This is a genomic window from Bradyrhizobium sp. A5, assembly GCF_042076515.1.
In the GTDB taxonomy this organism is placed as follows: domain Bacteria; phylum Pseudomonadota; class Alphaproteobacteria; order Rhizobiales; family Xanthobacteraceae; genus Bradyrhizobium; species Bradyrhizobium cosmicum.
The window spans coordinates 2,649,601-2,668,456 of sequence record NZ_CP148990.1 but is presented as its reverse complement, the minus strand read 5'-3'; the positions used below and the strand labels follow the sequence as shown (position 1 = coordinate 2,668,456).

The following is an 18,856-nucleotide window of genomic DNA, read 5'->3' as shown; positions in this document are numbered from 1 at the left end:
GACTATCGTACATCCTTGTTCCTTCCCATGCAAAATATCATGATCATATTGGAGGCCGACAACGGAGCAGGACGATCATGACGAGACCATCGACGATGCGTGCGGCCATCCTGGAAACACACAACGCGCCGCTGCGCATCTCAACCATTTCCACGCCCGGGATCGGCCCGGGAGAGGTGCTGGTGCGGGTCCATGCGAGCGGGGTCAATCCGCTCGACACCAAGATCCACGCTGGTGCCGCGGCGCATGCGCGCCATCCGCTGCCCGCCATTCCCGGAATCGATCTTGCTGGCGTGGTCGAGCGCACCGGGGGCGACGTGACGCGGTTCAAGCCGGGCGACGAAGTCTATGGCATGACCGGCGGCGTCGGCGGCGTGCCGGGATCGCTGGCCGAATTCGCCGCTGTCGATGCCGAGCTGCTGGCGCTCAAGCCCGTCAATCTCAGCATGCGGGAAGCAGCCGCCCTGCCCCTCATTGTCATCACGGCCTGGGAAGGCCTGATCGACCGCGCGATGTTGAAGGCCGGCCAGAAGGTCCTGATACATGGCGGCGCGGGTGGCGTCGGCCATGTCGCGATCCAGATCGCGCGCGCCTTCGGAGCGAAGGTGTTCGCGACCGGCTCGCCATCGCAACGTGCGACGATCGAAGGTTACGGCGCCGTCTTCATCGACCGCGACGTTGCCCTTGAGGCCTACGTTGCAGAGCATACCGGAGGCTACGGCTTCGACATTGTCTACGATACCGTCGGCGGCAAGGTGCTCGATGCCTCCTTTGCGGCGGTGCGCCGCTTCGGCCATGTCGTCAGCGCCCTCGGCTGGGGCACGCATGCGCTGGCGCCGCTCTCGTTCCGCGCCGCCACCTATTCCGGCGTGTTCACGCTGCTGCCGCTGCTGTCAGGCGAAGGCCGCGCGCATCACGGGGAGATCATGGCGGAGGCGACGCGGCTGGTTGAAGCCGGCAAGCTGATGCCGCAGCTCGACGCCAGGCACTTCACGCTGGGGAACGTAGGCGATGCCTACGCGCTGATCCGGGATCACGCGACGAAGGGCAAGCTGGTCGTTGATGTCTGAAGTGAAGGACGGAGCTGCACTTCTGCGCAGCCATCGCGCAGCTAGTCCTCGCTGGACGCCGCGAAACGCTTGCGCAGATAGGCTTGTGACAACAGGAAGAATAATGCGCGCTCGCCATGATATTTGGCGGACGGCCGCGTGCGCTCGAAGCCATCGGCAAATATCTTGCCGGACTGGTCGCACACCTGCCATCGCCAGCCAAACCGCTTACGCCTGGTGAGGATCACTTCATACATGCCGACGGGCTTGGTCCCCTGTTTCGTGCCGGTCTCGCAGGTGCACAAGCCTGTTCCGACCTCCCTCATATGAAGGATAGCTGACATATAACGCAGCAGGACGGAAAGAGAATGAAATTGATTATCGGAAATACGTATCTTGCACCGGCTTTGACGAAATCGCGGCGCCCACGGAATAAGCCGACGCTGCCGGTGTTATCTGCCGCCAATGCGGCCTGACGGCGCTGCCCCTGGTATTCAAATCAGAACACAGGACGACGTCCGGTAAGCGAATGCTCACCGGACGTTCACTGCAGCGCCTAGCGTCCGACCCGCGCCTGCAGATGCGCTGGATAGCGGTCGCCTTGCACCGCCACCTTGGTCAGCACGCCTGCAATGGCAGCGAGATCCGCATCCGACAGCATCACCGCGGCCGCGCCGAGGTTTTCCTCGAGCCGGTGAAGCTTGGTGGTGCCGGGGATCGGCACGATCCACGGCTTTTGCGCGAGCAGCCAGGCCAGCGCGATCTGCGCCGGCGCCACCTTTTTGGCGGCGGCGATTTCGCCGAGCAGGACAACGAGGGTCTGGTTGGATTTACGTGCGCTGGATGAGAACCGAGGTACTATGTTGCGGAAATCGGTCGCGTCGAACGTCGTGCTCTCGCTGATCGCGCCAGTGAGAAAGCCCTTGCCGAGCGGGCTGAAGGGAACGAAGCCGATGCCGAGCTCTTCCAGCGTCGGCAGGATCTCCTGCTCCGGCTCGCGCCACCACAGCGAATATTCGCTTTGCAGTGCGGTCACGGGCTGCACCGCATGCGCGCGGCGGATGGTCTGCGCGCCCGCCTCCGACAGGCCGAAATGCAGGACCTTGCCGTCGCGGATCAAATCCCTGACCGCGCCCGCAGTGTCCTCGACCGGCACGTCGGGATCGACGCGGTGCTGGTAGAACAGATCGATGCGATCGGTCCTGAGCCGCTTCAGCGCGGCCTCGGCCACCGCCTTGACGTTGGCGGGCCGGCTGTCGAGCCCGGCCTCGACCTTGCCGCCCTTAAAGCCGAACTTGGTGGCGATCACGACCTTGTCGCGGACCGGCGCGAGCGCCTCGCCGAGCAACTCCTCATTGACGAAGGGACCGTAGGCCTCGGCGGTGTCGAACAAGGTCACGCCGCGCTCGAACGCGGTCCTGATCAGTGTGATCGCCTGTGACCTCTCGGTGGCGGGGCCATAGCCATAGCTCAGGCCCATGCAGCCGAGGCCGAGGGCCGAAACCTCCAGACCACTCTTGCCCAATTTGCGCGTCTGCATCGAAGCTCTCCTTTGCGAAAATCACGTTCGACGGCGAATTTAGGCGACGCGCGGGCCTGCGATTAGGTGATAAAATCGGCATGTACTCATGATCCGGACTCATGAATGGCCCGCACCAACATCAACGACCTCCTCGCCTTCCTCGCGGTCGCGCGCGAGCGCAGCTTTACCCGCGCCGCCGCCCAGCTCGGCGTCTCGCAATCGGCGCTCAGCCACACCGTGCGCGGCCTGGAGGAACGGCTCGGCCTGCGGCTGCTCACCCGCACCACCCGCAGCGTCGCGCCGACCGAGGCCGGCGAGCGCCTGCTACGCAATATCGGGCCGCGCTTCGAGGAGATCGACGCGGAGCTATCGGCGCTGACCGCGCTGCGCGAGACGCCGGGCGGCACCGTCCGCATCACCGCCGGCGAGCACTCCGCGCAGACGGTGCTGTGGCCGGCGCTCGCGAAGCTGTTGCCGCGCTACCCCGACATCAAGGTCGAGCTCGTCGTCGACTACGGCCTGACCGATATCGTCGCCGAGCGCTACGACGCCGGCGTGCGTCTCGGCGAACAGGTCGCCAAGGACATGATCGCGGTGCGGATCGGACCGGAAATGCGGATGGCCGTGGTCGGTGCGCCCGCCTATTTCGTCACGCGCGGCAAGCCGAAGCAGCCGCAGGATCTCACCGAGCACAATTGCATCAACCTGCGCCTGCCGACCTATGGCGGCATCTATGCCTGGGAGTTCGAGAAGCGCGGCCGCGCCATGAAGGTGCGGGTCGACGGCCAGCTCGTGTTCAACACCGGCCTACTCAGGATGAATGCCGTACGGGCGGGCCTTGGCCTCGCCTACATGCCCGAAGATCTCGTGAAGCGCGAGATCGCCGATGGACGTCTGGTCCGCGTGCTCGCCGACTGGTGCGCGCCGTTCGCGGGCTATCATTTGTACTACCCGAGCCGGCGGCAGCCGACCCCGGCGTTCGCGGTGCTGGTGGAGGCGTTGCGGTATCGGAAGTGAGGGATCAGCGCGCCACGACTTCCACTTCGCCGTCGACGCCGTTCACGACGTTGAAGCCGCGCTCGTAGACCTTGCCCTCGTTCTTGGCGATGGCGCGGTATTCGCCTTCGGAGAGCACGACGCGCGGGAAGGCGCCGATCGATTCCTTGATGACGTCGCCGCCCGGCGTCAGCACCGACCAGGCGGTGTTGGCAAGCGCCTCGCCGCCCCTGTCGCTGACGAGCTTGAGCGTGATCACGGCGGCGCGGTGGGTGATGGTGACGTCGGTCAGCTTGCCGGCCTGGACGCGGATGTCCGAGCGCACCACCGAATTGGCGTCGCCGTAGTTGGAGATGATGTAGTAGGTGCCCTCCGGGATCAGCACGACGTCGCCGGCGGCGACGTTCGGCACCAGCGAGGCGCGCTCGCCGGATTCGAACTGGCTGCCCTCGTAGATCGCGAACGAGATCTGGTTCTGCGGAATGCGGCTGGTGCCGACGCGGCCCTCGATGCGCAGGCCGCCGGCCGGCAGCACGAAGGATTCGCGGTCGGTCTCGGCCTTCAGGCTGACGGTGCGCACCGCGCTGACGAGGCCGAAGGCGACGTGCACGACGTAATTGCCGGGCGGCAGCACGATGTTCGGCGTGGCGCTGCGGTCCTCGCGGATCAGCTTGAAGGTGCCGTTCTCGTCGGGACGATCGGCAAACACCCGCCAGACCAGGCCGCTGGTGATCGCGGGAGAGTCCTTGCCATATTTCGCGGTCAGCGACAGCACGCCCTGTCCGGGCACGGCGGCGTTGAGCGGCGGAGCCGACGGCACGGTGGTGACCGCGGGCGGCGGCATGCTGGGCGTATTCGGCTGCATCAGGGTCGGCGGCAGGCTCGGGGGTCCGGCGCCGGGACCGGAGGGTGGCGCCAGGCTGACGGCTCCGCCGGGGTCGGGCACCGAGGCGGGGGGCACCGGCGGCGGACGATCGGAGAAAAGCTGCGCCTGCGCGGCGCTTTGGCCGAGAAGCGGCAGCAGGCACACAGCAAGCAGCAGCGCCGGCAGCAGCCTGCCGCTGCGCCGCCATCCGATGATGCCGTCACCCCCGCGTGTCATGCCATCTGCTTTTCACCGAAAACGCGGCAAATTCAAGCCTCTGATATCCCAGGAAATACGGCCCGGTCCGGTTCTATGGAACCCGGTTGACGCCTGCGTGATTGGAGATGAGGTAACCCGCCTCGCCACACTGCTGCCCCCTGCGTCCCGAACGGTATAAACCATGCTTCGCCATCGTTCTGGCGAAGCGGGAGTATGGTGCCTACTCTGATGTGAGGGCTGGCCCGGGTAGGAGAGTTTCGGTGCTGGATATCTTGAAGGGTCGGGGCGCGAACGGCTCCAATGGCGAAAAGATCGGACTTGGCAGCATTCGCAAGCCGGTCATTGGCCTTGCACTCGGAGGCGGTGCCGCGCGCGGCTTTGCCCATATCGGCATCCTCCGAACCCTTTCTGCCAACGGCATCGTGCCCGATGTCGTGGTCGGCACCTCGATCGGCGCCGTGGTCGGCGGCCTCTATGCGGCCGGCCGGCTCGACACGCTGGAAGAATGGGGACGCGGCCTGCAAGGGATGCGCAACATCCTCGGCTATCTCGACATCCGCCTGACCGGCTCCGGCCTGATCGGCGGCGAGAAGCTCGCAACCCGGCTCGAGGAGGCGGTCGGCCAGACCCGGATCGAGGACCTGCCCATCAAGTTCGCGACCGTCGCAACCGAGGTCCGCACCGGCCACGAGATCTGGCTGACGCGCGGCCGCGTGGTCGATGCAATGCGCGCCTCCTACGCCCTGCCCGGCATCTTCTCGCCCGTGCTGGTCGGCGACCGCTGGCTGGTCGATGGCGCGCTGGTGAATCCGGTGCCGGTTTCGGCCGCCCGGGCGCTCGGCGCCGAAATCGTCATCGCTGCAAATCTTTCCAGCGACATCTTCACCCATTCCACGACGATCTATTCGCACGGCGCGGTGCCCGCGCCGGCCGCGCCGGAAGCCGAGGAGACGACGGCCAAACGGCGCTTTCCGCGCCTGTTCTCGGCGGAGAAGACCATGAAGCGCGAGTTCTTCGGCGGCGGCGGCCGGCCCGGCATCTCCTCGGTGATGGTGGATGCCTTCAACATCATGCAGGACCGCATCACCCGCGCGCGCCTCGCCGGCGATCCGCCGGACCTGCTGATCTCGCCGCGGGTCGGCCAGTTCGGCTGGTTCGACTTCCACCGCGCCGAGGATCTGATCGCACACGGCGCCCGCGCGGCCGAGCGCGCGCTGGAGTCGATCCAGGAGGCGATCGAGGTGCTGGCTCCGGCGCCCGCTGGTCATGCGCCCAAAGCCGGCGGTCAAGGCGGCGCGTAAAGTCCGGTCAGGCCGTCTTGATGTAGTCGCGCAGGGCTTCCTGCTCGGACTCGTATTCCTGGACGCGGCGCTTGACGATGTCGCCGATCGAGATCAGGCCGACCACCTTGCCGTTGTCGATCACGGGCAGATGGCGGAACTTGCCTTCGGTCATCATCTCCATCAGCTCGGCGACCGTGTCGGTCTCCTTGCAGGTGACGACCTTGCGGGTCATGACCTCCGAGACCGGCTCGTCCAGCGCGCCGGCGCCGCGCTCGCCGATTACGCGCACGATGTCGCGCTCGGACAGGATGCCTTCGAGCCGGCTCTGGTTCATCACCAGCACCGCACCGATCTTCTTCTCGCCGAGCAGCTTGACCGCGGCGGCGAGCTTGGCGCCGGGCTCGACGCTCATGATCTGGTGGCCCTTGGTATTGAGAATGGAACGTACCGTCATTGTCGCCTCCCTGAATCGGACCCGTCCGCTTTCGCGGTCCGGACTTGTTCGTCGAGTCTTCAACTAACAGTTTAGGCGCCGGGTTCACGCTCGGGCGCTTTGCGAAGCCAAGCCGTGAACGGCTTTGTCGCTTCGAAACATTCTTCTTGAGAATGATGGATGAATTCGGGCCGCGCCGCAAGCGCCGCTTCAAATACGGTCTGAAACGTCCTGTGATGACGCATCCGCAGCATCGCTTCGCACGCGCGGCACGGGATCGAACAGCGCGAACAGCAGAAGGCCTGCAAAGAAGCCGCCGATATGCGCCTGCCAGGCGACGCTCGTGGTCTCGGCATCGACGCCGATCGCACCGACGCCGAAGATGATGTTGACGCCGAACCAGACCGCGAGGAAGCCGACCACCCGCCCGTCGCGCAGCGCCCGCGACAACGGCAGCGCCGGAACCTTCGCGGCGGTATCGGCGTCCGATCGGCTGAACGACAGGAAGCTGCCGCGCACAAAGGCGAACCGGATCGCTGCCGCCATCGCGCCCGACACCGAGGCCGAGGCGCCGATCATCGGCGCCACCGCATGCTCATGGGTGACGAGATGGGCGAGCGCGCCCGCCGCCGCTGTCACCGCGAGAAACAGGAAGAACCTGACGGCGCCAAACCGCCGCGCCAGCGCGCTGCCGAACGGCAACAGCCACAGCACGTTGAAGGCCAGATGCGTCAGATTGGCATGCAGCAGCGAATAGGTGACGAAGCTCCAGACCTTTGCGCCGGCCCCGCCGGGGATCTGCAGATTGAGCAGCGAGGAATCGTAGCGCTTCGGGATGAAGCCGAAGACGTCGATGGTCCAGTTCTCCAGTTCCGGCGGCAGCAGCATCCGCAGATGGATCACGGCCAGCAGCACGATATAGGCGGTCAACGCAAACGGCAGCGTCAGGATCGGCTCGCGCGGAGCCCCCTCATGGACGGCCGGCACGTCCTGCGGCGGACCTTGCTGCGACGAATCGTGCGGCGGAGAATTGTGCGGAGAATCCAAGGCAGCTTCGCTTTCAGGCGCGATCGGAGCGGTCCACTTGGAGATAGTCGCCTTTGCCGGCCCTGCGCAAGTGCACAAAAGGAAAAGGCAGGGCTCTGGGAAAGCCCTGCCTGTCCGTGTCGGTCTTCCGGCTGCTTTGGGAATAAGGTGTATCCCCACCCCTCCCCGCGCCCGTGACCAAACTGTTTGACGCCTGTGTACAGGCCCCGCCGAGAACCTGGATCAAAGCGGCGAGGCTTGCGACCGCGGTCACCATAGCAGCGGCGGCGCCGGCGCAAAGCGCATAGTTAACTTAACGTTAACGATGCAAAGACCCGCCCGACGGGGCCGAAAACGCCTCTGCGGCATGGACGCTGCAAATCCCCTCCTGCACAACAACAAAGGGATCGCGGGTGCACTGAAGCGAGACAGTTTTGTCCCGCCAGATGTCCCCCGGGGTAAAGCGTTCAGTCATGAAACATCCGTCGAGCCGCGCATTCTTTGCGTATTGGAACGAGAAGCGCGGCGCTGCGCGGGCCCCTGACCGGGCCGACATCGATCCGGCCGCCGTCCGCGAGCTGCTCGGTGACATCTTCGTGCTGGCCAGCGAGCAGACCCTGGGCTTCCCGTTCCGCGTCGCCGGCACGCGCGTCTGCGCGCTCGTAGGGTGTGACCTCAAGGACCAGAGCTTTGCAGCGCTGTTCACCGAAGCCAGCCGCCGCGAGATCGAGGAGATCACAACGATCGTCGCCGACGAGACGCTGGGTGCGATCGCCGGTATCACCGCCGCGCGCGAGGACGGCAGCAAGGCGCATCTCGAATTGCTGCTGCTGCCCTTCAACGCGCGCCCGCATACGCCGGTCAGCGTGACAGGCGTGCTCGCGCCGTTCGACGACGAATGCGGCGCGCTCGGCACCTTCACCCTCACCTCCTGGCGCTATCTGCACCAGCCGGAGAAACTGCTGCCGCGCGCGATCCGCAAACTGCAGATCGCCCGCGGGCTGATGGTGTATGAGGGGCTTCGCTAGGAAGCGATCGTTCGCGCCGTTACGGCGCGATCTCGTCGGTCCAGACCTTGAAGCTGACCAGCTTGTTCGGGCCGAATGTCTGCGTGATCGGAACGTCGCAGGCATCGCGCCCCTGGGCGATCAGGATGCGCCCCTGTCGAGGCTCGTTGTTGCGCGGATCGAACGTGTGCCAGCGCCCGCCGAGATAGGCCTCGAACCAGCCGGCGAAATCGCCCGCGGCCCACGGCTTCGGCGTGCCGACGTCGCTCAGATATCCGGTGCAATAGCGCGCGGGGATGTTCATGCAGCGGCAGAACGCAATGGCCAGATGCGCATAGTCGCGGCAGACGCCCTTGCCTTCCTGATACGCCTCCCACGCCGTCTTGGTGGCGCGCGCATGCTCGTAGCCGAAGGCGATGTGGCGGTGAACGAAATCGCAGATCGCCTGTACCCGCGCCCAACCCGGCGGCGTCTTCTCGAACAGCTTCCAGGCGATCTCCGAAAGCCGGTCGGTCTCGCAATAGCGGCTCCCGAGCAGATAAACCAGCGTATCGGACGGCAGCTCTTCGATCCTGTGCTGAACGGCCGTGGCAACCACCGGATCCGGCAGGCCGTTGTCGCGAACGACGCCGTCGGCTGCAAGGCGCATGCGGCCGGCCGGCGCCACCATGCGGCTGCACCAATTGCCGAACATGTCGCGATAAGGCGTGATCTCGACGGCAGGCGTTGAGGTGACGAAGTCCGGCACGATGACATCGGAGGCACGCGTGAAATGCGTGCCCAGCACCATGATCATCGGCGTCGGCTGGGGGAAATCGTACAGCATTTCGAATCCGACACGGAACTTCATCGAAATGCCCTTTCGGCTGGGTGACAGCTGAAAATGGCGATGAATCTGTCAATTACAAGGCGAGTTTACTAAGTCGTGCGACAGCGCCGTCGCGCGCTGCAAATGGCGCGGGCCGTGCTGGGTGAGACCTGAAGCCACTCTCGTGTCCCGGACAAGCGGCAACGCGCATAGCGCGTCGAAGACGCGCGTGAACGCGCTTATTGCGTTGCTGCGCAGAGCCGGGACCCAGCGAGCGGCACAATGCGGTGCGACCTGGGCCCCGGCTCTGCAGCGCACCGCAAAAGGGGCGCTGCGCTGCGTCCGGGGCACGAGCCCGTCTTTACGGCGTCGCCAGATGCCAGGCGCCGTTCAGAAAGCCGTCGCCAGTGACATCGCCGGGCTTGGTGTCCTTGGCGAAGGTGTAGAGCGGCTTGCCTTTGTAGGCCCATTGCTTGGAGCCGTCGTCGCGCGTGATGATGGTGTAGCCGTCGCCGGCGGCATCGCTCGCCCCGGCCTTCAGCACCGGCCAGTTGGTCGCACAGGGGCCGTTACAGGCCGACTTGCCGTCCGCGTCCTTGTCGAACGTATAGAGGGTCATTCCCTTGGCGTCGGTGAGCACATTGCCCTTGTCGGTCTTGCCGGTCTTGGTCGGCGGCGCGGCGAACGCGGCGGGAATGATCGCGAGCGCTGCGGCGAGTGTGAGCGCGAGGCGGATCGGGGATGTCGTCATGGTCTCTCCTGTCATGCAACTGGCTTGCATGGGGTAGGACGCCGCACGGCCCGCGGTATTCCTGAGAAAGCGCCAAAGATATTTTTCGCTGCGCGCGGCGCCGTGGCGGAATAAACTGGATTGAGAGAGACAGACCGACGAATCGACATGAGCAAGCCGCATTGGCGTCCCGCGCGCACCACCGACCTGCCCGCGATCTGCGCGATCGCGGCGCGGATCCATCCTGATCTTCCGGAACGTCCCGACGTCTTCGCGGAGAAGATGCAGCTCTATCCCGACGGCTGCTGCGTACTCGTCGCGGACGATGCGATCGCCGGCTACGGGCTCGCGCATCCCTGGAGGCAGCACCGGATTCCACCGCTCGACGGCTTCCTCGAACGATTGCCCGATGATGCGGACTGCCTCTACGTCCACGATGTCGCCGTGCTGCCCGACTTTCGCGGCGGCGCGGCGCGCGACTATGTTTCGACGATCGAGACACTGGCCCGCGCATCACGCATCACGGCGCTCGCGCTGGTCTCTGTCTACGCCACGCGGCCGCTGTGGGAACGCCTCGGCTTTCGCCCGGTCATGGCGGATGCGGAACTGCGTGCAAAGCTCGCGTCCTATGGCGACAGCGCGACCTACATGCTGCGCGACATCGCTGCGACGTAACGTCCCTCCCCGATCGGCGCGGCTCACGCGGGCGTGAAGCCATCCGCTCGAACCGGCTTCGATCAGCTCCCGTCGAAGGTGTGTGCGGGCCGTTTCCGGTCTCGCCGAAACGAGACTGGAGAATTTCCATGAAGCTCACATTGTCGAAAGTTGCTTTAATTGCATTCGTTGCGACGAGCGCGTTCAGCGCAACCAGTGCCAACGCGGCGCAGTTCCGAACCTATGGCTGCGATACCGCCTTCTTCGAGGGCTGCGGTGTCCTGATCGAGATGCCGACCTCGCCTGGCAGAAGCCGCCCCAGTGTCATCCATCATGACACCTCGCCCGCCTACATGAAGCAGGCCGATCCGCGCTACAGCTCGTCGATGCGTGATGCCGGGGGCGGTGGTGGCGGAGGTGGTGGTGGCGGCGGCGGCGGCGGAGGAGGTCGCTGAGCCCACCTGAGAATTGAAATGAGCATGCCGCCGGTGCAACCCGGCGGCATGCTTCCTGTCTACGCAGTCAGGCTGCAGCTCAGCCCCGATGTTTCTTCTTGGGCTTCTTCCCCGGCGCGCCCTTCCCGGCCCACGGCGTGACTGACGGCTCTGCGTGTCCCGGCTTGTTCTTGTGCTTCTTTTTCTTCGCGAAAGAAGGAGCAGCCTCGAATTTCGGCGCGCGCTCGCCGTGCGCCTTGCCGCGTGGCTTGAATTCGCTCACCTCGCGCGGGCGATCGTCGCGGCGTTCGCGATGATCGCCCTCGTCGCTCTCGCGCCGAGGCGTGTGCGGCCGCTTCTCGGAAGGCGCCGGGCGCTGCGGCGCATCCGCCATCGCCTCGAGGCGGATATTGTCTTCCTTGTCCGGGCGCTTGATCTTGGCGGCGAAGGACTCCGCGACGCGCTCGGATATCTCGAACTCGGTCGTCATGTCCATGATTTTGATGGCGCCGATGTCGCCCTTGTCGATGCCGCCACGACGGCAGATCATCGGCAGCAGCCAGCGCGCTTCCGCATTCTTCCTTCGGCCGATGTTAGCGCGGAACCAGACGCTGCCATCCGCCATGCCGTGTTTCGACGACGATTTTCCGGATTTGGGCCGAGGCCTTTCGGGGCGATCATCGCCGCGCGAATTGCGGGCGTCGTCGCGCGGAGTCCGATCGTCGCGCGGCGTGCGGACATTGTCGCGACCGCGGTCCTCGCGCGGCCGGCTGCTTCGCTCGCCGGGATCGATGATGTCTTCGGGGGACGGCAACCGTGCGCGATAGAGCCGCGCCAGCGCGGCTGCGATATCCTCGGCCGACCGCTCGGCGAGCAACGCTTGCGCCAGCACCAGATCGTCGGCGGTCGTCTCCTCGGTGAACAGCACGTCCTTCATGCGCGCGTGATCGAGCTTGCGGATTTCGTCCGCCTGAGGCGCCGTGCCCCAGACCGCGTCGATGCCCGACAGATTGAGCAGCAGCTCCGCGCGCCGGCGGCGGGCGGGCACGACGATGAGGACGCTTGTCCCCTTGCGGCCCGCGCGCCCGGTGCGGCCGGAGCGATGCTGCATGACCTCGGCATCGTTGGGCAGATCGGCATGGATGACGAGATCGAGGCTCGGCAGGTCGATGCCGCGGGCGGCGACGTCGGTCGCCACGCAGACCCGGGCGCGCCCGTCGCGCAACGACTGCAGCGCCGTGGTTCGCTCGTTCTGCGTCAATTCGCCCGAGAGAGCGACGACGGAGAAACCGCGCTCCAGCAGCGCCGCCTGCAAATGCCTGACGCCGTCGCGGGTGCTGCAAAACACCAGCGCGCTCGGCGACTCATAGAAGCGGAGCACGTTGACGACGGCGTGCTCGACATCACCGGGGGCGACCCGGATGGCGCGATACTCGATGTCGGCGTGACCGCCTTCGTCACCCGCGACCTCGATCCGGAACGCCTGCTGCTGATACTGCTTGGCCAGCGCAACGATGCCGCGCGGAAACGTCGCCGAGAACAGCAGCGTCCGGCGTGTCTCCGGCGTGGTCTTGAGGATGAATTCCATGTCCTCGCGAAAGCCGAGATTGAGCATCTCGTCGGCCTCGTCGAGGACGACCACCTTCAATTCCGAGATGTCGAGACGGTTGCGGCGCAAATGATCGCACAGGCGGCCGGGCGTCCCGACGACGATGTGCGCGCCGGCTGCAAGCTCGCGCTGCTCGCGCCGCGGATCCATGCCGCCGACGCAGGAGACGACGCGTCCGTCCGCATGTTCATACAGCCACGCAAGTTCACGCTGAACCTGCAAGGCAAGCTCGCGGGTCGGCGCCACGATCAGGGCGAGCGGTGCGCCCGCCCGCTCGAACCGCTCGGCGTCGCCGAGCAGATCCTTGGCCATGGCGAGCCCGTAAGCGAGGGTCTTGCCGGAGCCGGTCTGGGCCGAGACCAGCAGGTCACGGTCGGCGGCCTCGCCGGTGAGCACGGCGAGTTGAACGGGGGTCGGACGGTCGTAGTTGCGCTCGGCCAAAGCTCGGGCGAGCGGCGGACTCATGGTCGGGAAAGACACGGGATAAACCTTGGTTGGTCCAGGCGCGGAACGTCGAGCCGCGCGACCTGAAGCTGCGTAGGCGGCAAAATGGTCCAGCCGCACGCGTGGTGATTTGATTTGGACGCTCTTTACGCCAAGCGCGGGCAAATCACCATGCCTATGATGCATGGCCTCGACGCCATCGAGAATAAGCTTACCGCCGGCCCGACCCACTACATCCAGCGTTTTCGGGGCCGTTTGCTGCATATAGCCGGATTTGGGGCCGAAGCGGAGGAATTTCGCGGCCAACCGGTCGCTTACAGCCCGCTCTCAGATCTCCGCGTAGATCTCCAGCAGATTGCCGTCTGGGTCACGAAAGAACAGCGTCCGATGTCCAAAGGACTGGTTCGTCGGCGGCGACAGCAGCGCAATGCCGTGCCGGACGAGCTCGTCGGCGCACGCATCGACTTCGGCTGCGGACACCTTGAAGGCCAGCTGCAGCGAGGCGCTGCCGGCCGGCGTCGGCACATCGGCCCCGGTTCGGCCCGGCTTGGCCAGCGCTAGGGTGTTGCCGCCCAGGCCATACTCGATCCAGTTCGGCGAGAGCTCGCGCAGCAACGGAAAGGCGAGAACGTACTCGTAAAAGCGGCGCATCGCCGCCATGTCGCGCACGAAGATGACGGTGTAGTCGATCGCGCGGATCGCGTTGAAGGGGGAACGGGCCCGCCGGGTTGGTTCGCTTGTTTCGTCCGTCATCGTGTCATTGATTCCATTGGCGTGACGCGTAGCCCGCATGAGCGTAGCGACATGCGGGAGAACTCCATCCGCGATGTCCCGGATGTCGCTGTGCTCATCCGGGCTGCGGACCACTTTAACGCAGCAAACCGCCACTATAACGCAGCTCGTAGAGCGGTGCGTCATCCTCTCGGCCGATGGTCTCGACGCCGTGAAAACGATCGAGCGCGCCTTGGACCTCGTTGCGGTAGACCATCCCAGCCTGCTCGAACAGGCGCGGTCCCCGATAAGGCTGCTCGACGCTCACGCCCAGCAGCGCCTGGCGCAGGAATTTGTAGATCGCAAGGAAGGTGACCCGGTCCGTGATGTCCGCGCGGGCGCCGCCGCTGTAGCTCATCGACCAGAGGACGCGGTCATCTCGCGACACGGTCTCCTGCCCGACGAAAAATCCCATCCCGAAATAGATATCGCGGTAGACGTAGGGCGCCGCGCGATGCTCGAGCTGTTTTGAGCCGGCGAGCAGCGGCGTGGCCACGGTGGCGTCGTCGTCCAGGCCGGCATAAGTGCGCCGCTTGGCTTCGACCAGGAACGCCGCGAGATCGTGCGGAATGGACGACACCATCTACTCCACCAGCTCCGGCCACGGCACAATCGTCGACTTCACCGTCTTCATTGCCATCGCATCCCTCACCGCCTGCGCGACGCCCGCATCGGTGAACGGATAGATCGTCTGCATCTTCAGCCACGGATATTTGTCACGCGTGCGGTAGAGCATCTCGACGCCGAGCGGCAGATCGTTGGCGGTAAAACCCCAGGAGCCGAGCAAGTTGAGGTCCTTGGTGCAGATGCGGTGCCATGACGTCTCGATCGAGCCGGCATCGGTGAATTGGCCCATCTCGACATAGGTGCCGCCGTCGCGCAGCATCTCGATGCCTTCGGGGCCAGCCGAGGGGTGGCCCGAGCAGTCCATCACCAGATCGGCGCCGAAGCCGCCGACGATCTCGCGGACACGCGCGATGCGCTGCTGCGGCGATTTCAGCTCCTCGATGTTCACCGTCGCCTCCGCGCCGAACTCGCGCGCAAGCTTGAGCCGCGGCTCCTCCGGCGCACCGACGCAGATCACGCGCCCTGCCCCCATCTCCTTCGCGGCTGCGACCGCTAGAATGCCGATCGGGCCCGAGCCCTGAATCACCACCGTGTCGCCCCAGGAAAAGCCGCCGGCGCGGCTGGCGCGGTTGAAGGCGCGGATGCAGGAGGTGAGCGGCTCCGACAGCGCGCCGAGCCGCAGCGACATGTCGTCGGGCAACTTGTAGATCTTGGTGCCCGGCAGCATGTCGAGATCGACATAGACATATTCGGCCCAGCCGCCCCACATGTGCGGCGCCTTGTCGAAGCCGAGATAGCGGCCGTAATAGACCGGCGTCAGGCATTTGTTGGCGGTTTGCGGATAATGGATGCAGTAATAGCAACGGCCGCACGGCATCAGCGGCGGGATCATCACTTTTGATCCAACCTTGAGCGGCTTGCTCATGAAGTCCTCGGTGAATTCGTCGCCGCATTCGACGATGATGCCGCCGAGCTCGTGGCCGAGCGTGAGCGGCCACGGCAGCGGCTTCGGCCAGTGACCTCTAAGGATGTGCAGATCGGTGCCACAGACGCCGCACGCGCCGATCTTGATCAGCGCGGCCTTGCGGCCGACCTTCGGCCACGGCACGGTGCGGATGACGGGCTCCGAGCCCGGCCCTGCGTGGGTGCAGACGCGGATCTGGTCCATGGCTGTTTCCTCGATGCCCGTCTGTTATGATGGCGGTGCGGGCTGAGGCGAAGCGTATGTGAGATGCGCAGTGCTGCCAAGGTGCGCCCTTGTAGCTGCTACGGGCGCTTGCGGCTCATCCTTCGAGGCTCGCTTCGCTCGCACCTCAGGATGACGGTGGAGTGTGTGGCGGCGGCGCATGGCTGATCTCCAAGCCCACCCAAATGCCTTGAGCGTCAACAGTTGAGCGTGTACGGACGGCTCAAGTCCTTTCAGGTGCCCCTTTGAACCCCCTTCCACAAAATCCCGCCGCTGCGTCCGGCTCGTTCGCGGCGATGAAGTCGGTGCCGTACCGCCTCCAGTTCATCGCCTACGTGCTGGCGATGATGGCCGACAATATCGAGCATGTGATCAGCTACTGGGTGGTGTTCCAGAAATTCCATTCGCCGACGCTGGGAGGGTTTGCCGTGCTGTCGCACTGGCTGCCGTTCCTTTTGTTCTCGGTCGCGGTCGGCGGGCTCGCCGACCGGTTCGACCCGCGCCGCATCATCCAGTGCGGCATGCTGCTGTTCATCGCGGCTTCGGCGGGCTGGGGCTTTTTCTTCATCACCGATACGATCGAGATGTGGCACGCCATGCTGCTGCTGGTGATCCACGGCTGCGCCGGCGTGCTGTGGCAGACGCCGAACCAGCTGCTGCTCTACGACCTCGTCGGCCCCGCCGATTTGCCGAGCGCGGTGCGGCTCAATGCGATGGCGCGCTATCTCGGCATCCTGGTCGGGCCGGCGGTCGGCGGCATCATCATGCTGACGCTTGGCACCTCGCACGGCATCATCTTCAACACGCTGTTCTACCTGCCGATGCTGATCTGGCTGTTCTGGGCGCCGGTGCGCGACAACAGCATCGCCATCAGGCGCTTCGCCGTGCGCGGCCTTGCCGACATCGTGCTGACCATCCGCTCGATCGGCACCCAGCCGGTGCTAACGGCGATGACCTGGCTTGCCGGCCTCACCTCCTTCATGATCGGCAACGCCTATCACGCGCAGATGCCGGGCTTTGCCGGCGATCTCGGCCATGGCGATCCCGGCGTCTCCTACAGCGTGCTGCTGGCGGCGGATGCCGGCGGCGCCCTGCTCGCCGGCCTCGCGCTGGAATCCTGGGGACGGCTGAAGGGCACGCCGCGCACCGCGATCACGCTCGCGATGCTGTGGAGCGTGGCGCTGCTTGGTTTCGCGTCGGTGCGGATCTATCCGGTTGCAATCGTGTTGCTGTTCTTCGCGGGCTTCTTCGAGCTGTCGTTTAACACCATGGCGCAGGCGCTGGTGCAGCTGAACGCGCCACACGACATTCGCGGCCGTGTCGTCGGGCTTTATAATATGGCCGGGCTCGGCATGCGGGCCTTCAGCGGCATCACCGTCGGGGTGTTCGGCGCGGCGATCGGCATTCACTGGTCGCTGGGGCTGTCGGCCGCCGTTCTGCTGGCGCTGCTGCTGTGGTTGTATCGTCGGGGAGCAGGCCTGGCCGGCCCGGTCTCGGCGCGCTGATCGTGCCAGACCGCCTGCCTGCCCGCCCCTTGATGTGGCTTTTCGCGCGTATTGCGTCTGTCCGTCATCGCCGCGCCCAATCCTAACGCGGCATTAACCCTGTACACCCTAGGGTCGTCCCGGACTCCGCCCGGGCGGGGGGTCGGGTGTTGAAAATGGCGTTGGCTAACAAAAAATTTCTTCCGGCCGCCGAGGAACGTCGGCGCTTCCAGCGGGTGAAAGTCCACCTGCTCGGCCGCTACATGCTGCCGGACCGCCGGGAATTCCCGTGCCAGGTGATCAACATGTCACCGGGCGGGCTTGCATTGCTCGCCCCCGGCATCGGCAATGTCGGCGACCGCGTGGTCGCCTATCTCGATCATATCGGCCGCGTCGAGGGCAAGATCACCCGGATCATCGACAATGGCTTCGCCATGACGGTCGGGGCGACGCCGCGCAAGCGCGACAAGCTCGCGGCACAGCTGACCTGGCTCGCCAACCGCGACATCCTCAATCTGCCGGAAGACCGCCGCCACGACCGTATCGTGCCGCGCAACCCGATCGCGGTGCTCACGCTCGAGGACGGCACCAAGATGACATGCCGCATTATCGACCTCTCGCTGTCCGGAGCCGCCATTGCCGCGGAGAACCGTCCGCCGCTGAAATCGACGGTTTTGCTCGGCCGGGTCCAGGGCCGCGTGGTCCGAAACCTCGAAGACGGCTTCGCGCTGGAGTTCTTGCACTCGCAGCCGATCGAGACACTCGAAGAGAGCGTTACCGCGCGGTAAAGCGCAAGAACGTCAAAACCACAGGATTTCCAGCCTCGAAGGCGGCCTCCGCGATGCCGATGCCGCCTTTTTTATGCCTGGTGGCGGGCCCCGCGCGCGTTAACGCGGGGCCCTTTGCGTGCGAAAATCGCGGTTCCGCCAGCGTTTCCGCGTTAACTCCTAAAATTTGAATCAATTGCAGTCATGTCAAATTTTATGCGTATTTGAATCAAGTATAGATCGTATTCGCCGCTCCTTTTACTTGTATTCGACTCGACTTGACTTGGCTGACTTAGCGGCAGCTCAAAAGCTCCATGCGCATTGTGGTCCCAACAAGAAACGGGGGCTGCAATGTTGGACTTCAGGGGACAGGGGAAGGGCTTGGCGCTGGCCGTCATGCTCTTCGGGATCGGCGCGACAGCGCAGGCCGGTGAAAGCCGCCTGCTCTACGCGAGCCTCGGCGACACCACGCGTGCGCCGATCGGCTGGGTCGAGTTCTGTGCGGACAATGCCGCGCAGTGCCAGGGCACACCGACGCAGCCGCGCGACATCGTGATGTCGCAGGCCGCATGGCGCGACCTCGTCAAGGTCAATCGCTGGGTCAACGAGACCGTCAAGCCTTTGACCGACCAGGAGCACTGGGGCGTGATCGAGAAGTGGTCGCTGCCGACCGACGGTTACGGCGACTGTGAAGACTACGTGTTGTTGAAGCGCAAGATGCTGATCGATGCCGGATGGCCGCGCGAGGCCCTGCTCATCACCGTCGTGCGCGACAAGAAGGGCGAAGGGCACGCGGTGCTGACGGTGAAGACCGACAAGGGCGAGTTCGTTCTCGACAATCAGAACGAGAGCGTCGTTGCCTGGACGGAGACCGGCTACCGCTTCGTCAAGCGCCAGTCACAGAGCGATCCCAACGTCTGGGTCTCGCTGGGCGATACCAGGCCGGCGGTTTCCACCGCCAGCGCAAGAGATCAGTAGGAACGAGACAACAGGTTACGCGAC

At 65.2% G+C, this 18,856-nt stretch carries 20 protein-coding genes; 9 read left to right on the top strand and 11 right to left on the bottom strand.

The features are described from left to right. The first annotated feature begins 77 nt into the window (after positions 1 to 77). The gene (locus tag WHZ77_RS12695; RefSeq protein WP_375313963.1) at positions 78 to 1,070 is read left to right on the top strand and encodes a zinc-dependent alcohol dehydrogenase family protein; all 993 of its coding nucleotides are present in this window, start codon (positions 78 to 80) and stop codon (positions 1,068 to 1,070) included. A gap of 41 nt (positions 1,071 to 1,111) precedes the next feature. Here the strand turns inward: WHZ77_RS12695 and WHZ77_RS12690 are convergent, their stop codons facing one another. Together WHZ77_RS12690 and WHZ77_RS12685 are read right to left on the bottom strand one after the other, a co-directional pair. After that, positions 1,112 to 1,354 carry a hypothetical protein gene (locus tag WHZ77_RS12690; protein ID WP_375313962.1) on the bottom strand — a complete coding sequence of 81 codons (243 nt, stop codon included), beginning with the start codon at positions 1,352 to 1,354 and terminating at the stop codon, positions 1,112 to 1,114. Positions 1,355 to 1,605: 251 nt separating this feature from the next. Next, positions 1,606 to 2,589 (bottom strand): aldo/keto reductase, encoded by a 984-nt coding sequence (locus WHZ77_RS12685; RefSeq protein WP_375313961.1) that lies wholly within the window; start codon positions 2,587 to 2,589, stop codon positions 1,606 to 1,608. Between the two features lie 105 nt (positions 2,590 to 2,694). Between WHZ77_RS12685 and WHZ77_RS12680 the strand changes: the two genes are divergently transcribed. After that, positions 2,695 to 3,588, top strand: coding sequence for a LysR family transcriptional regulator (locus WHZ77_RS12680; protein WP_375313960.1), 894 nt, complete (start codon positions 2,695 to 2,697; stop codon positions 3,586 to 3,588). A 4-nt stretch (positions 3,589 to 3,592) separates the two neighbouring features. On the opposite strand, the gene WHZ77_RS12675 is transcribed toward WHZ77_RS12680, so the two are convergent. Further along, entirely contained in the window at positions 3,593 to 4,669 is a 1,077-nt protein-coding gene (locus WHZ77_RS12675; protein ID WP_375313959.1) for a hypothetical protein, read from the bottom strand. Positions 4,670 to 4,911: 242 nt separating this feature from the next. Between WHZ77_RS12675 and WHZ77_RS12670 the strand changes: the two genes are divergently transcribed. Then, positions 4,912 to 5,952 carry a patatin-like phospholipase family protein gene (locus WHZ77_RS12670; protein WP_375313958.1) on the top strand — a complete coding sequence of 347 codons (1,041 nt, stop codon included), beginning with the start codon at positions 4,912 to 4,914 and terminating at the stop codon, positions 5,950 to 5,952. Positions 5,953 to 5,959: 7 nt separating this feature from the next. Here the strand turns inward: WHZ77_RS12670 and WHZ77_RS12665 are convergent, their stop codons facing one another. Both WHZ77_RS12665 and WHZ77_RS12660 read right to left on the bottom strand, forming a co-directional pair. Further along, the gene (locus WHZ77_RS12665) at positions 5,960 to 6,388 is read right to left on the bottom strand and encodes a CBS domain-containing protein (protein ID WP_375313957.1); all 429 of its coding nucleotides are present in this window, start codon (positions 6,386 to 6,388) and stop codon (positions 5,960 to 5,962) included. A gap of 189 nt (positions 6,389 to 6,577) precedes the next feature. Then, a complete protein-coding gene (locus WHZ77_RS12660) occupies positions 6,578 to 7,414 on the bottom strand; it encodes a rhomboid family intramembrane serine protease (protein ID WP_375313956.1) in 837 nt (278 codons plus the stop codon). 452 nt (positions 7,415 to 7,866) lie between these two features. Here WHZ77_RS12660 and WHZ77_RS12655 point away from each other — a divergent pair, with 452 nt between their 5' ends. After that, positions 7,867 to 8,421, top strand: a complete 555-nt coding sequence (locus tag WHZ77_RS12655) for a PAS domain-containing protein (RefSeq protein ID WP_375313955.1) — start codon at positions 7,867 to 7,869, stop codon at positions 8,419 to 8,421. 19 nt (positions 8,422 to 8,440) lie between these two features. On the opposite strand, the gene WHZ77_RS12650 is transcribed toward WHZ77_RS12655, so the two are convergent. Beyond that, positions 8,441 to 9,250 (bottom strand): transglutaminase family protein, encoded by an 810-nt coding sequence (locus WHZ77_RS12650; protein ID WP_375313954.1) that lies wholly within the window; start codon positions 9,248 to 9,250, stop codon positions 8,441 to 8,443. 319 nt (positions 9,251 to 9,569) lie between these two features. Next, positions 9,570 to 9,959 carry a hypothetical protein gene (locus WHZ77_RS12645; RefSeq protein WP_375313953.1) on the bottom strand — a complete coding sequence of 130 codons (390 nt, stop codon included), beginning with the start codon at positions 9,957 to 9,959 and terminating at the stop codon, positions 9,570 to 9,572. A gap of 147 nt (positions 9,960 to 10,106) precedes the next feature. Between WHZ77_RS12645 and WHZ77_RS12640 the strand changes: the two genes are divergently transcribed. Then, on the top strand, positions 10,107 to 10,613 hold the full coding sequence (locus WHZ77_RS12640) for a GNAT family N-acetyltransferase (protein ID WP_375313952.1): 507 nt from the start codon (positions 10,107 to 10,109) through the stop codon (positions 10,611 to 10,613). A gap of 128 nt (positions 10,614 to 10,741) precedes the next feature. Further along, positions 10,742 to 11,047, top strand: coding sequence for a hypothetical protein (locus tag WHZ77_RS12635; RefSeq protein ID WP_375313951.1), 306 nt, complete (start codon positions 10,742 to 10,744; stop codon positions 11,045 to 11,047). Between the two features lie 79 nt (positions 11,048 to 11,126). Here WHZ77_RS12635 and WHZ77_RS12630 read toward each other — a convergent pair whose 3' ends face one another. The 4 genes from WHZ77_RS12630 to WHZ77_RS12615 form a co-directional block, all read right to left on the bottom strand. Further along, positions 11,127 to 13,100, bottom strand: coding sequence for a DEAD/DEAH box helicase (locus tag WHZ77_RS12630; protein ID WP_375314715.1), 1,974 nt, complete (start codon positions 13,098 to 13,100; stop codon positions 11,127 to 11,129). 306 nt (positions 13,101 to 13,406) lie between these two features. Then, positions 13,407 to 13,832, bottom strand: coding sequence for a VOC family protein (locus WHZ77_RS12625; RefSeq protein WP_375314714.1), 426 nt, complete (start codon positions 13,830 to 13,832; stop codon positions 13,407 to 13,409). A gap of 115 nt (positions 13,833 to 13,947) precedes the next feature. After that, complete coding sequence (locus WHZ77_RS12620) at positions 13,948 to 14,433, bottom strand: DUF5680 domain-containing protein (RefSeq protein ID WP_375313950.1); 486 nt, start codon at positions 14,431 to 14,433, stop codon at positions 13,948 to 13,950. After that, positions 14,434 to 15,585: a zinc-binding dehydrogenase gene (locus tag WHZ77_RS12615; RefSeq protein WP_375313949.1), complete on the bottom strand. Its 1,152-nt coding sequence runs from the start codon at positions 15,583 to 15,585 to the stop codon at positions 14,434 to 14,436. A 314-nt stretch (positions 15,586 to 15,899) separates the two neighbouring features. Here WHZ77_RS12615 and WHZ77_RS12610 point away from each other — a divergent pair, with 314 nt between their 5' ends. The 3 genes from WHZ77_RS12610 (at position 15,900) to WHZ77_RS12600 (ending at position 18,832) form a co-directional block, all read left to right on the top strand. Further along, positions 15,900 to 17,108 (top strand): MFS transporter, encoded by a 1,209-nt coding sequence (locus tag WHZ77_RS12610; protein WP_375314713.1) that lies wholly within the window; start codon positions 15,900 to 15,902, stop codon positions 17,106 to 17,108. Positions 17,109 to 17,263: 155 nt separating this feature from the next. After that, positions 17,264 to 17,875, top strand: a complete 612-nt coding sequence (locus WHZ77_RS12605) for a PilZ domain-containing protein (protein ID WP_027536189.1) — start codon at positions 17,264 to 17,266, stop codon at positions 17,873 to 17,875. 330 nt (positions 17,876 to 18,205) lie between these two features. Further along, a complete protein-coding gene (locus tag WHZ77_RS12600) occupies positions 18,206 to 18,832 on the top strand; it encodes a transglutaminase-like cysteine peptidase (protein WP_375313948.1) in 627 nt (208 codons plus the stop codon). Positions 18,833 to 18,856 lie beyond the last annotated feature (24 nt).